The organism is Bombilactobacillus sp. ESL1092 (assembly GCF_058107465.1).
In genome coordinates this window covers 360013-373875 of sequence record NZ_CM176594.1, presented here as the reverse complement: position 1 = coordinate 373875, position 13863 = coordinate 360013, and the positions used below count along the sequence as shown (strand labels likewise).

The following is a 13863-nucleotide window of genomic DNA, read 5'->3' as shown; positions in this document are numbered from 1 at the left end:
CCTATATCAATAATCAAATTTTACCATAATAGGTGGTGTGAAGTTGAAGCAATTAATAAAAAATGATTGGCAACAAATTCTAGAACCGGAGTTTGAAAAAGATTACTATCGACGCTTACACCAATTTTTAAAACGTGAGTATCAAGAGCAAACTGTGTATCCAGATATGTATAATATTTTTCAAGCTTTTGATTGGACCTCATTTAAACAAACTAAAGTGGTTATTTTAGGTCAAGATCCCTATCATGAGCCAAATCAAGCTCACGGACTGAGTTTTTCGGTTTTGCCGGGAAACAAAGTACCGCCATCTTTACAAAATATTTATAAAGAATTGCAAGCTGATTTAGGTTATCCACCAGTACAACATGGTTATTTAAAATCGTGGGCTGATCAGGGCGTTTTGTTGTTGAATTCTGTTTTGACGGTTCGCCGTGGCCAGGCTTATTCCCATCAAGGTAAGGGATGGGAACAATTAACTGACCAGGCAATAAAAGCGCTCTCGCAAAAAGGTGGTGTCGTCTTTATTTTATGGGGAAAGGCTGCTAAATCAAAGATGAACTTAATTGATACTAATAAAAATACCATTATTAGTTCAACTCATCCCAGCCCTTTTTCCGCTAATTATGGTTTTTTTGGCTCACGACCATTTTCTAGAACCAATGAAGCTTTAAAAAAGTATGGTGAAACGCCAATTAATTGGCAATTACCACAAACAGTCACAGAAAATTAGGAGGATTGAATCATGGAATTATTTGAATCGTTGAAGCAAAAGATTAGTGGTCAAAATAAGAAGATTGTTTTTCCAGAAGCTACTGATGAACGAATTTTAAAAGCTGCTGTGCAATTACGACAAGATCAATTATTAGAACCGGTTTTTTTAGGTGACCCTACTCAAGTTCAAGCGAAGGCGAACGAATTAGTCTTAGATATTTCAGGAATTAAGATTTTAAATCCGCAAGATTATGACCAATTTGATGAAATGGTCACAGCTTTTGTCGATCGGCGTAAAGGTAAGAATACTGCTGAACAAGCACAACAAATGTTACGCGATCCTAATTATTTTGGTACTATGTTAGTTTACTTAGATCAAGTAGATGGCATGGTCTCTGGAGCAATTCATCCAACTGGTGATACGGTGCGCCCAGCTTTGCAAATTATCAAAGTTAAACCAGGTTTAACGCGGACTAGTGGGGCCTTTATTGTTCAAAAAGAGCAGCAACGTTATTTGTTTGCTGACTGTGCAATTAACATCAATCCAAGTGCAGAAGAGTTAGCCGAAATTGCGGTTACTTCAGCTAAAACTGCCAAACTATTTGACATTGATCCTAAAGTTGCGTTATTGAGTTTTTCAACTAAAGGTTCAGCGAAGAGTGATGAAGTAACTAAGGTTGCTCAAGCAACTAAATTGGCTCAAGCACAAGCACCCGATGTTCCTATTGATGGTGAATTGCAGTTAGATGCAGCTATTGTGCCTTCAGTTGCTGCGCAAAAAGCTCCTGGTTCTAAAGTTGCTGGTCAGGCAAACGTCTTTGTCTTTCCAGAACTACAATCAGGTAACATTGGTTACAAAATTGCCCAACGGTTTGGTGGCTTTGAAGCTATTGGACCGATTTTGCAAGGTTTAAATAAACCGATTTCTGACTTATCTCGGGGAGCCAATGTTGAAGACGTATATAAATTAGCTATCATTACGGCCGCCCAAGCATTATAATCAAATAATGGAAAAAATAACTTATAGTGCATCCGAAACGATCCAGTATGGTTGTCAATTAGCGCAACTTTTATTACCTGGTGATTTATTGCTCTTAGATGGCGATCTGGGAGCTGGCAAAACGACTTTTACACAAGGAATTGCCCAAGGGCTAGGGATTAAGCGCCCAGTTAAAAGTCCGACTTTTACGTTGATTCGCGAGTATCCGCAAGCTAAATATCCGTTGTATCATATGGATATGTACCGCTTGGAAAATGCCTCGGCTGATGATTTAGGTTTGCAGGAGTACTTTGATGGTTCGGGGATCGTAATTGTAGAGTGGTCACAGTTCATCAAAGAACAATTGCCACCGAATTATTTGCGGATTAATATTGAGCGGATGGATGAAGTAACCAGAAAATTGCAATTTCAACCACAAGGTACGCGTTACCAAACGCTGGTACAAAAACTTGCGACAATTAATTAACTAAAAAATCTCTGTTGAATAAAAATATTTGACAGAGATTTTTTATTAATCTTTTAATTGAATTAAATCTTGTAATGCGTCAGCTCCAAATTGTGCTTGTGTTTGTAATAAAATCTCAGCACAAGCTAATGTATCATCTAAGGCATGATGGTGATGTTCTAAATCAATTCCTAAGGCTTCACAAACGGTATTTAAACGATGATTTGGTAAATCGGGAAAAAATTTACGAGAAGTTTTGAGGGTATCAATTACGTGATAACATGGCGGAGTGATTTGATACTTTTGTAAGCAGTTTTTTAAAACGCGGGTATCAAAGGCAGCATTATGCGCCGTGATTAAATGCTGCTGATTAAATAATACTTTAATGTGCGACCAGACTTGCTCAAAGGTCGGTGCTGTTTGGACATCTTGTGGGCGAATGTGATGAATCGCAATATTACGCCGATTAAAGGGTGCCTGGGGATTGATCAATGTATAAAAAGTATCGATAATTTGATTGTTTTCAATTAAAGCGAGCGCTAAAGAACAAGCACTATCAGCTTGATTATTGGCCGTTTCAAAATCCATTGCCACAAAATCCATGGAAAAACCTCACAATTACAAACTTATTTTTAAAATTCATTATATACTATAATGGTGTTATTAGGGAAAACAGTTAGTTAGGAGATTGATCATGCAAGACAAAGTAAGAAATCAATTTTTAGATGATCTACAATTAAAAAAACAATTATTAGCATTACCAGTGGAAATTAAAGTTGCTGATTCCCTGAGTAACTATACATTTACTAAAACCGGTGGTCCGGGCGATTATGTTGCTTTTCCACAAACTTTGGCGGAATTACAATTATTGACTGACTTTGCGCGAGAAAAACAATTGCCGATAACGGCTTTAGGTAATTCCAGTAATTTAATTATTAAAGATGGTGGTATTAAAGGTTTAGTCATTATCTTAACTAAATTAAACCAAATTGCAGTGCACGAGCAGCAAATCACCGCTCAAGCGGGAGCCAGTTTAATTGAAGTAACTAAAGCTGCGAGTCAAGCGGGGTTAAGTGGCTTAGAATTTGCCGCGGGTATTCCGGGCAGTGTCGGCGGAGCCGCTTTTATGAACGCCGGAGCTTATGGTGGTGAAGTTAGTACAGTAATTACACAGATTCAAGAAATTTTACCTACGGGTCAATTAGTAACTATTAAAAAACAAGATTTAAATTTTGCTTATCGCCATAGTGTGGTACAGGACAATCACGGCATTGTGACAGCTGTGACGTTTACGTTAGTACCTGGCGATGCACATAAAATTCAAGCTAAAATGGACGAATTAAATGCTTTAAGGCGGGCTAAGCAGCCACTAGAATATCCGTCTTGTGGGAGTGTTTTTAAACGTCCAGAGGGTTACTTTACCGGTCCCTTAATTATTAAGGCGGGTTTACAAGGGAAGATTATTGGTGGTGCGCAGGTTTCACAGAAACATGCGGGCTTTATTATTAATTTGGGAACAGCGACTGCCAGTGATTATTTGGCGTTAATTAAATTAATTCAAGCCACTGTGCAAGAAAAATTTGGTGTTGCTTTAGAAACTGAAGTGCGGATTATCGGTGAAGATCAGAGGTGAAAGTAAGCGTGCAAAATTGGTTAAGCCATCTTTTTACGTTAAATTCTTTAACAAATGTTATTGATATTTTATTTGTGTGGTTTTTAGTTTATAAATTATTAATGATGATTCGGGGCACTAAGGCCATTCAGCTATTAAAGGGACTATTTATCATTTTGATCATTAAACTAGTCAGTTGGTTCTTTAATTTACGGACGATTGCCTATTTGACAGATCAAATTTTTAATTGGTCAGTCATAGCAGTTATCATTATTTTTACTCCAGAGATTCGTCGCGGCTTAGAAAAATTGGGCCGTTCGCCATTGTTTTTTTCCATGCGTGACGAACAAAAAGATTTAAGTAACAATTTAATTGATGCCTTGGATAAAGCAATTCAGTATATGTCCAAACGCCGAATTGGGGCTTTAATTACGTTAAAAATGAATACTGGCTTAGAAGAATATGTAGAGACCGGAATCAAACTTGACGCTGATGTGACCGGCGAGTTATTAATTAATATTTTTATTCCTAATACGCCTTTACATGATGGTGCAGTTATCATCAATCAAAATAAAATTGAAGTTGCTGCGGCGTATTTGCCGTTGTCAGAAAGTAATGCCATTCCGAAAAAATTAGGCACTAGGCACCGAGCGGCCGTGGGGATTAGTGAAGTAACTGATGCTTTGACGATTGTGGTTTCGGAGGAAACTGGTGGGGTGATGATTACGCATAAAAATCATATGATGTTAGATCTTAGCCGGGATGATTACTTGAATTATTTACGGGCCCAATTAGCTCCCACAACGCCACAATCCAATTCAATTTTTAAGAAATTTTTGGCACATTTCCAGAAAGGAAATAACTAATGAAAAAGTGGCGCAAATTCATTGATTCTAAATATTTTTATTTGTTATTATCCTTTTTGGTAGCGTTATGGCTGTACTGGAGCGTCTCCTTGCCTAGTATTGGCAGTACCCGAAATGGAGTAACTGCTGGCAATGTGGTTAATGCTAACAAAACTGTTACCTTTAATATGAAATTACAGGTAAATTCCGATGCGGAAAATTATTTTATTACTGGTTATCCTAAACAAGTACGCGTCAAATTGGAGGGCCCCTCAGCCCTAGTCACGGCAACCAAGAACACACATAATTTTACGGTTTACATTAATCTGCACAATTTAAGTGTAGGTCATCATCGTGTTTTAATTCATCAAAGTGGTTTAAATCGCGATTTAAAGTATTCGATCAAGCCGCATTATGTCGAAGTTGATATTGAGCCAAAGGCTCAACAAGTATTTCCGATTCAAGCTAAATATAATGCAAAGCAAATTGCTCCGGGTTATATCGGTGGCGATGCTAGTGTGGATCCGCAGGTGGTTCAAGTCGTTGGTGCACGCAGTGAAGTTCAGCGAATTAGTCAAGTGGTGGCACATGCTAAGTTACCTCATGGTACATCAACCGATTTTCATCAAGAAGTTTTATTGCAAGCGTTAGATGCTCAAGGGCGCACGTTATCAGTCCTGTTAACTCCACAGACTACCCGGGTTAAAGTTCCTGTCAGTTTACCGAGTAAAAAAGTAAACTTAAAATTTGTACCAAAAAATCTACCCGAAAATAAAAATTATCACATCACTTCGGATGTCGCTGCAGTACGCGTTTATGCTAAGAAAACAGTATTGGATAATCTTAATGAATTAGAAATTCCAATCGACGTTTCTAAGATGGGAACTAAAAAATCAAAAGTTGTTACAATTAATCAAGTAAAATCTGATATTATAGATTCGAGTCCACGAACTATTAAGGTCTATTTAAAAACTGGTGATGATCAATCTTCAACAGTTAATCCAGCTTCAATAAATAATTAGAATAAGAGGATAAAAATGGTTAAATATTTTGGTACTGATGGTGTCCGCGGTATTGCGAATAAAGAATTAACACCGGAGCTAGCTTTTCGCTTGGGACGTGCTGGTGGGTTTGTATTGTCCCAACAAAAAGATAGTGACGAAGATCGAGCAGTAGTTTTGGTGGCACGTGATACTCGTAAATCGGGACAAATGTTAGAAACAGCATTAATTTCCGGATTATTATCGGTCGGGATTGAAGTTTTAAATTTAGGAGTGATTACGACTCCAGCAGTGGCTTACTTAGTTAAAGTCCAAGGAGCTGATGCCGGCATTATGATCTCGGCGTCACATAACCCAGCCAGCGATAATGGTATCAAATTTTTTGGTCCAGATGGTTATAAGCTCAAGGATGCTACTGAAGAAGAAATTGAACACTTCTTGGATCAACCAGAAGATTCTTTGCCGCGGCCTTCAGCTGAAGGCATTGGTACTTTGGAGGACTATAAGGAAGGCTCTTTGAAATACTTAGAGTTCTTACGGCAGAGTATTTCTGATGATTTATCAGGAGTAAAAGTGGTGTTAGATGGTGCTAACGGTTCAACTAGTCAATTAGTCAGCAAGTTATTTGCAGATTTGAACGTCGATTTTACCACGATTGCTACTAATCCTGATGGGGTTAATATTAATAATGGTGTTGGTTCTACGCATCCGGAAAAATTAGCGCGAGAAGTGGTTAAGCAGGGGGCGCAAGTCGGATTAGCTTTTGATGGTGACGGTGACCGCTGTATTGCTGTTGATGAAAAGGGGAATATTGTTGACGGTGATAAAATTATGTTTATTCTGGGCAACTATTTTAAAGCCCACGGTCGTTTGAAAAAGGATACTATTGTTACTACAGTGATGAGTAATTTGGGCTTATACAAAGCTATTGAAGCGAACGGTATGAAGTCCGTTCAAACGGATGTTGGTGATCGCCATGTGGCTGCTGAAATGGTTCAGAATGGCTATAACTTAGGTGGCGAACAATCAGGTCATGTGATCATTTTTGATTTGCATAACACGGGTGATGGGATGTTAACCGGTATTCAGTTGTTAAACGTTGTTAAACAAACTGGTCAACAATTGTCGCAACTAGCAGCGCCAGTAAAAACTTATCCACAAGTATTAATTAATGTGAAAGTGCAAAATAAAAATGATTGGCAAAATTATCCTGCCATTCAAGAGGCCATTGATACAGTTGAAAAGGAAATGAATGGTGATGGTCGAGTTTTAGTTCGCCCTAGTGGGACTGAAGCTTTACTCCGGGTAATGATTGAAGCTGCTACTAGAGAAGATGCCCAACGTTTTGGCAACCAAATTGCGAGTGTTGTTCAAAAAGAAATGGGATTGGATGCTTAAATTATTTTGATTGATTAAACAGGCTAGCCTCCGTGAAAACTAAAATAGTAATTTACGGAGGCTAGCTTTTTTATTGCTCTCATAAAGATTAGTTAATTGTTGACAACTACTAGATTTAGTAGTAACCCAAAGTTGAGCTACAATATGTGTGGGGTATGTGCTATTATAGATAAGGATTTTTTAAGGAGGGCAAACATGATGATAGTTTTAAGTGGTATGATTGGGGCAGGTAAAAGTAGCCTAGCAACGCTTGTTTCAGAGCATTTAGGAACACAAGCTTTTTATGAACAAGTTGATGATAATCCCGTCTTACCCTTGTTTTATGATGATCCTAAAAAGTATGCATTTTTATTACAAATTTATTTTTTAAACAAGCGTTTTGCTTCTATTAAGCGAGCTTTGTCTGATGATAACAATGTTTTAGACCGTTCAATTTATGAAGACTCTTTATTCTTCCATATCAATGCCGATATGGGACGAGCTACTAAACAAGAAGTGCAAGTTTATGATGAATTATTAGATAATATGATGGAAGAGTTGCCATATGCTGCTCATAAAAAAGCGCCTGATTTATTAGTACATTTGGATGTTTCTTATGAGAAAATGTTGGAGCATATTAAAAAGCGGGGGCGTTCTTATGAACAACCTGAGAATGACCCTTCACTAATTGATTATTATCATAATTTGTTAGGACGCTATGATCGGTGGTACGAGGATTATCATTATAGTCCTAAAATGAAGATTAGTTGTGATCAATATGACTTTGTTGAAAATGAAGAGGATCGCAAAAAAGTTTTACAGTTAATTGATAATAAGTTACAAGAGCGTGATTTGTTATAAAAAAATTTGAGACAGTTTGGAGAACTCCAGGAAAACCTGTCTTTAAACAAAGATGATGGAGGATTTATTTTGAAAAAATATTTTGCAGAGTTTTCAACTCATGATTGGATTTTAAATGCGCTAATGGCAGCAATTTATGTGGTATTGACCATTACCCCACCTTTAAATTCTTTAGCCTACGGCAATATTCAACTACGCATCTCAGAAGTTTTGGTCATGTTACCTTTTTACAATAAAAAGTTTATTCCCGGCTTAACCTTAGGCTGTTTTATTACTAATTTATTTAGCCCGACGGCGGCGGTGGATATTTTTGTCGGAACTTTTGCGTCGTTACTAACTTTCTTATTAATAATTCATCTTCACAAAGGCTATTGGGTCCCCGTGATTGCTGGCATTGTTAACGGTGTGATTGTGGGTTTGGAACTCAACATTATGACGAAGGCACCATTATTTTTAACGATAGTATATATTTTTATTGGTGAGTTTATTGCAGTATTGATTGGATATATTTTGTTTTCCATTTTGTGGAAAAATCGGCAATTTAAAAAGTTGCTTTCCTAAAGCAGTTGAAAAACTGCTTTTTTTATTACGATAATATGTTTTGGCGACTTATTTTGTTATAATTAGGCATATCAACCTGATTTAAGGGAGTATGAAATAATGAATATTGGGATATTTACGGATACTTATTTCCCCCAAGTTAGTGGTGTAGCAACGTCTATTCAAACTTTAAAGAATGACTTAGAACGTAAGGGAGATACAGTTTATATTTTTACAACCTCTGATCCGCATGTTGCTAAAAATACTGTGGAACCTAATATTTTTCGTTTAGGCAGTATTCCGTTTATTTCGTTTACCGATCGGCGTATTGCGTATCGTGGAATGTTTCATGCATTAAAATTGGCAAAAGAATTAGATTTAGATATTGTGCATACGCAAACGGAATTTTCACTGGGACTGATTGGTAAGTTTGTTGCGCATAGCTTAAAAATTCCGTGTGTGCACACGTATCACACGATGTATGAAGATTACTTGCACTATGTTTTGAATGGTCATTTATTAAAGCCAGCACACGTTAAGCAAATGTCCAAGTTATTTATTTCCGGAATGTCTGGTGTGATTGCGCCTAGTCAACGCGTTTATGATACTTTACGCGGTTATGGTATTAAAACGCCGATGCAAATTATTCCGACCGGAGTTGATTTGTCGGCTTTTACCCAGCAACTTGACCCACAACCGTTGTTACAACGTTGGCAACTAACTGATCGGCATCCTATTTTATTGACGCTCAGTCGTATTGCCAATGAAAAAAAGATTGAATTATTAATTCAACAGTTACCACAATTAATTAAATATTATCCCGAACTAATTTTAGTCATTGTTGGTGGTGGCCCTGATAAATCTGATTTAGTCCAACAGGTTCAACAGTTAAGTTTACAGCAACACGTTTTATTTACTGGTGAAGTTGATCATGATCACGTGGCGCCATATTATCAAATGGCAGATTTGTTTGTTTCCGCTAGTGATACGGAATCACAGGGCTTAACATTTATTGAGGCATTAGCTTCTGGTTTAAAGTGTGTGGTGCGTTCGAGTCCTTACACTGATAATTTACTTGATGATCCAGCACTTGGAGTCACTTATGAAGATCCCAAACAGTTCGCTAATTTAGTGTTACAATATTTGGATCATCCAAGAGCTTTTGATGATCCGGAACCACGAAAGAAAAAATTACATGAAATTTCAGCCGATTTATTTGGTGATCAAGTCTTAAACTTTTATCAAGATGCTTATAAATATTTTTTACGTAAAAAATTAGCTAATGAGCCATTAAAGGACGGTCAATATTACGATGATTAAAATCACGATGTTTTCGTCATCACAAAAAGTAGCAGGTCAAGGAGTTGGCAGTGCTTATACTGAGTTGATGCAATTATTAAACACTTCTTTAAGTCAAGATTTTCAAATAAATGTCAATGACTTTGTCCACACCAGCGATATTAGTCACTATCACACCGTTGATCCGCAGTTTTATGCTTCTACTTTTATGAAAAATCGCGGCCGAAAAATTGGCTATGTTCATTTTTTGCCAGAAACACTACAAGGTAGTTTGCGAATTCCTAAAATGGCACAAGGGCTAGTTAGCAAATATATTATTTCATTCTATCAACGCATGGATCATTTGATTGTGGTTAATCCGAGTTTTATTCCTAAGTTAGCACAACATGGGATTGACCCACAAAAAGTGACGTATATTCCAAATTTTGTCTCGAACATGGAATTTTACCGGTTTTCTGACAAAAAACGGAATCAAGTTCGGGCTCAATTGGGTTTGGCTCCAACTGATTTCATGGTTTTTGGCGATGGTCAAGTGCAAAAACGTAAAGGTATTGATGATTTTTATCGCTTAGCGGTGGAAAATCCTGATGTCCAATTTATTTGGGCCGGTGGTTTTTCGTTTGGCGCAATTACTGACGGCTATGACCGTTATAAACAGATGATTCGCCAAGCACCGAAAAATTTAACTTTTACAGATATTATTCCGCGTACGCAATTAAATGAATATTTAAATGCGGCTGATTTATTTTTATTACCTTCGTATGATGAATTGTTCCCAATGTCGGTGCTAGAAGCCTTTAATACAGGCACACCAGTAATGTTGCGTGATTTGGAACTTTACCAAGCAATTATTGCTGATAAATATCGTCCAGCTCAGGACTATGCAGCCATGAATCAAGCTTTACGAGAATTGCAACATGATCCAGAACAATTAGCGGCTTTAGCACAAAAAGCGATTAGTGCTGCTCATTATTATTCACAAGAACATTTGAGCCGAATTTGGCATGATTTTTATTTAAACCAATTTCAACAGATGAGGAACGATTAATGAATCGTAAAAATTTTGGAGCAATGTTAGTAATGCTCGCGATTGGCGGGGGAATCTTTGCTTTTGAAATTCATAAAACTAACTTGCAATCATTGTTGCATCAAGCAACCACTATCAATTGGTGGTGGCTACTGATCGCTTTTGGATCAATGTTTTGTTCGTTCTTTTTTGAGGCTTTAGTTTTAAAAGTTTTGTTGCAGAATCGTGATGATGAGTTACATCATTGGTGGAATATTTTAAGAATTCCTTGGATCCAAGCTTTATTTAACGCGATTACACCTTTTTCTTCGGGTGGACAACCCGCACAAATCGTTTCTTTAGTTCAATCAGGGGTCGAGGTAGGCCGTGGTAGTTCAGTTCTATTAATGAAATTTGTTATATATCAAACGATTGTTTTAATTAACTTTATCATTGCAATGCTTTTTCAATTTGACCAAATTGCGCACCATTTTGCCGGATTAGCTATCTTGATTGTTTGTGGTTTTTTGTTACACGTTGTGACAATTGGTGTATTATTAATGATTATGTTTTATTATCGTTTTACGTGCCAAGTAACATTATTAATCATGAAATTTGTCGGTTTGTTTGTTAATACAACCAAAGTACAGCATTGGACAACTAAGGTGCTTAATAAAATTGACAATTTTTACCAAGAAAGTTTAATTTTAAAAAAAGAACGGCGAAAAGTTTGTAAAGCAGCTGTTTTGACTTTTATTCAATTAATTTTTTATTATTTAGTGGTTTATTTCACTTTGTTGGCTTTACACGTGCAACATGTTAATATCATTAACGTTTTAATTACACAAGTAATGATTGTCATGATCACATCCATTTTTCCTATTCCGGGTGGTACAGGTGGCGCTGAATATAGTTTTCGCACTTTATTCTCACAGTACATTAGCTTGCCAAGTCAACTGGTTTTAGGCATGTTTATTTGGCGCTTTATAACTTATTATTTAGGCATGTTTTTAGGAATTATTGCCATTGCATTTAAACCAATTAATGAACGTACTCAGTATTCGGTACGTGGAGGAAAGATTTCAGAATGAAGAACTTCGGAAAAAAATTAGCAAAAACTTTCAACACTAAGCTAGGCTTTTTTACTTTAGCGGTGGTTTTGTGTTGGATTAAAACTTATTTGATTTGTTTGAATAAGTTTAATTTAGGAATCAAGACGAGCATGCAGGCGTTTTTGTTATTCTTAAATCCTATTCCAACAACCATTTTATTATTAGGAATTGCGCTTTATTTGAAGGGGCGTAAATCATACATTTACATGATGATTATTGATCTAATTACGTCAACTTGGCTCTTTGCTAATATTTTATATTATCGAGAATTTTCGGATTTTTTAACTTTGACGTTAATTAAGGGTTCTAGTTCTGTTTCGAATAATCTGGGTACCAGCATTGTAGGAATTATTAGACCAACTGACTTTTTAGCTTTTGCAGATGTTTTAGTATTAATTATTTTGTTAGCTTTTAAAGTTGTGAAAATAGATATTCAAAAGTTAACTACGAAAATCCCTTTGACCATTACAGGTATTGCTATTGTTAGCTTTGGGATTAACTTAACTTTGGCGCAACAGGATCGTTCAGGCTTATTAACCCGGACGTTTGATAATAATTATATTGTGAAATATTTAGGCTTAAATGCTTATTCGGTTTATGATACAGTCAAAGCTGCGAAAACTAGCGCAGTCAAAGCTAGTGCTGATAGTTCTGATATGAAGACAGTTAAGAACTATATGAGTAACAATTATGTTGCTCCGAATGTGCAATATACCGGAGTAGCTAAGGGTAAAAATGTTTTTGTGATTCATTTGGAAAGTTTCCAACAATTTTTATTAGATTTTAAATGGGATAATCAAGAAGTTACTCCTAATTTGAATAAGATTTATCATGAAAGTAATACTTTGAGTTTTGATAACTTCTTTAATCAAGTAGGACAAGGTAAGACTGCAGATGCCGAAATGATGATGGAAAATTCTTTATTTGGCTTGCCTGAAGGGGCAGCGATGGTAACTGACGGTACATCGAATACCTTTCAAGCTGCGCCAGCTATTTTAGATCAGCATGGTTATACAACCGCATCTTTTCATGGCGATGTACCTAGTTTTTGGAATCGCGATAACACTTATAAATCCTGGGGGTATAACTATTTCTTTAGCTCCAATTACTATAAGCAAAAGAAAAATTATAATGTTGGTTATGGTATGAAAGATAAGATCTTTATGAAGGATACTGCTAGTTATATCCAACAGTTGCCGCAACCTTTTTATGCTAAAGTGATTACCGTTACGAACCACTATCCGTATTTGTTAGATAAAAAGAATCAGACCATTTCTAAAACTAATACCGGTGATAAAACTGTTGATGGTTATGTACAAACAGCACATTATTTAGATCAATCAATTGGTGAATTTATGAATTGGTTGAAAGCTACAGGCTTAGATAAAAACAGTATGGTAGTCTTTTATGGGGATCACTACGGTATTTCAGGTAATCATAAGAAGGCTGTTGCTAAGTTATTAGGTAAGGACAAATTTAACGATTTTGATAATGCCCAATTTCAACGGGTACCATTTATGATTCATATGAATGGTTTGCAAGGTGGAGTTAATCACACGTACGGTGGCGAAATCGATGCATTACCAACAATTTTGAATTTATTGGGTGTTAATAATCGTAATAATATTCAATTTGGTTCTGATTTATTGTCGAATAAACATCCACAATTAGTTGCCTTTCGGAACGGAGACTTTGTATCCCCAGAATTTACGAAGGTCAACGGTGCTTACTACTATACTAAGAATGGTAAAGCGGCAAAAGACTTGACCCCAGAACAAAAAAGTCGTGTTGATGCTATGTCTAATAAAGTAGCAACTGAATTATCATTGTCGGATAAGATTATTACTGGTGATCTGCTGAGGTTCTACACACCAAAGGGGTTTGACAAAGTAAATAAAAAAGATTTTAATTATTCTAAAAAGAAATCCTTAAAGAAATTAAAGGCTCAGAATAAAAAAGATAAGTCTAGCTTGGAATATAAGAATAATAATAAATCATTAATGAATCTCTATCACACAGACGCTCCAGAGCTAGCTAATTAAGAAAGGAGTGGC

Annotated in this window: 14 protein-coding genes; 13 read left to right on the top strand and 1 reads right to left on the bottom strand. The window is 36.4% G+C overall.

From position 1 onward, the window contains the following. The first annotated feature begins 43 nt into the window (after positions 1-43). From AC3B6Y_RS01885 to tsaE, 3 genes are read left to right on the top strand one after another with little or no spacing between them, the layout of a single operon-like run. Positions 44-730, top strand: coding sequence for a uracil-DNA glycosylase (locus AC3B6Y_RS01885; protein WP_489758302.1), 687 nt, complete (start codon positions 44-46; stop codon positions 728-730). A gap of 12 nt (positions 731-742) precedes the next feature. Beyond that, positions 743-1711, top strand: coding sequence for a phosphate acetyltransferase (gene pta, locus AC3B6Y_RS01880; RefSeq protein ID WP_489758303.1), 969 nt, complete (start codon positions 743-745; stop codon positions 1709-1711). A gap of 7 nt (positions 1712-1718) precedes the next feature. Then, on the top strand, positions 1719-2177 hold the full coding sequence (tsaE, locus tag AC3B6Y_RS01875; RefSeq protein WP_489758304.1) for a tRNA (adenosine(37)-N6)-threonylcarbamoyltransferase complex ATPase subunit type 1 TsaE: 459 nt from the start codon (positions 1719-1721) through the stop codon (positions 2175-2177). Between the two features lie 45 nt (positions 2178-2222). On the opposite strand, the gene AC3B6Y_RS01870 is transcribed toward tsaE, so the two are convergent. Then, positions 2223-2759: a 3'-5' exonuclease gene (locus tag AC3B6Y_RS01870; protein WP_489758305.1), complete on the bottom strand. Its 537-nt coding sequence runs from the start codon at positions 2757-2759 to the stop codon at positions 2223-2225. A gap of 91 nt (positions 2760-2850) precedes the next feature. On the opposite strand from AC3B6Y_RS01870, the gene murB reads away from it, so the two are divergent. The 10 genes from murB (at position 2851) to AC3B6Y_RS01820 (ending at position 13851) form a co-directional block, all read left to right on the top strand. Beyond that, positions 2851-3789 (top strand): UDP-N-acetylmuramate dehydrogenase, encoded by a 939-nt coding sequence (gene murB / locus AC3B6Y_RS01865; protein WP_489775238.1) that lies wholly within the window; start codon positions 2851-2853, stop codon positions 3787-3789. 8 nt (positions 3790-3797) lie between these two features. Continuing rightward, positions 3798-4634, top strand: a complete 837-nt coding sequence (gene cdaA, locus AC3B6Y_RS01860) for a diadenylate cyclase CdaA (RefSeq protein WP_489758307.1) — start codon at positions 3798-3800, stop codon at positions 4632-4634. Then, positions 4634-5635 (top strand): CdaR family protein, encoded by a 1002-nt coding sequence (locus AC3B6Y_RS01855; protein ID WP_489775239.1) that lies wholly within the window; start codon positions 4634-4636, stop codon positions 5633-5635. Before cdaA ends, AC3B6Y_RS01855 begins: the two co-directional genes overlap by 1 nt. Before the next feature lie 15 nt (positions 5636-5650). Then, positions 5651-7012 (top strand): phosphoglucosamine mutase, encoded by a 1362-nt coding sequence (gene glmM / locus AC3B6Y_RS01850; protein ID WP_489758309.1) that lies wholly within the window; start codon positions 5651-5653, stop codon positions 7010-7012. 198 nt (positions 7013-7210) lie between these two features. Next, complete coding sequence (locus AC3B6Y_RS01845) at positions 7211-7852, top strand: deoxynucleoside kinase (RefSeq protein WP_489758320.1); 642 nt, start codon at positions 7211-7213, stop codon at positions 7850-7852. Positions 7853-7921: 69 nt separating this feature from the next. Further along, the gene (locus tag AC3B6Y_RS01840) at positions 7922-8413 is read left to right on the top strand and encodes a QueT transporter family protein (RefSeq protein WP_489758310.1); all 492 of its coding nucleotides are present in this window, start codon (positions 7922-7924) and stop codon (positions 8411-8413) included. A 99-nt stretch (positions 8414-8512) separates the two neighbouring features. Continuing rightward, complete coding sequence (locus AC3B6Y_RS01835) at positions 8513-9712, top strand: glycosyltransferase family 4 protein (RefSeq protein WP_489769646.1); 1200 nt, start codon at positions 8513-8515, stop codon at positions 9710-9712. After that, complete coding sequence (locus AC3B6Y_RS01830) at positions 9705-10739, top strand: glycosyltransferase family 4 protein (protein WP_489769647.1); 1035 nt, start codon at positions 9705-9707, stop codon at positions 10737-10739. Before AC3B6Y_RS01835 ends, AC3B6Y_RS01830 begins: the two co-directional genes overlap by 8 nt. Then, positions 10739-11788, top strand: a complete 1050-nt coding sequence (locus tag AC3B6Y_RS01825) for a lysylphosphatidylglycerol synthase transmembrane domain-containing protein (protein WP_489791219.1) — start codon at positions 10739-10741, stop codon at positions 11786-11788. The genes AC3B6Y_RS01830 and AC3B6Y_RS01825 overlap by 1 nt, the downstream gene beginning before the upstream one ends. Next, positions 11785-13851: an LTA synthase family protein gene (locus tag AC3B6Y_RS01820; protein ID WP_489758314.1), complete on the top strand. Its 2067-nt coding sequence runs from the start codon at positions 11785-11787 to the stop codon at positions 13849-13851. The genes AC3B6Y_RS01825 and AC3B6Y_RS01820 overlap by 4 nt, the downstream gene beginning before the upstream one ends. Positions 13852-13863: the final 12 nt, after the last annotated feature.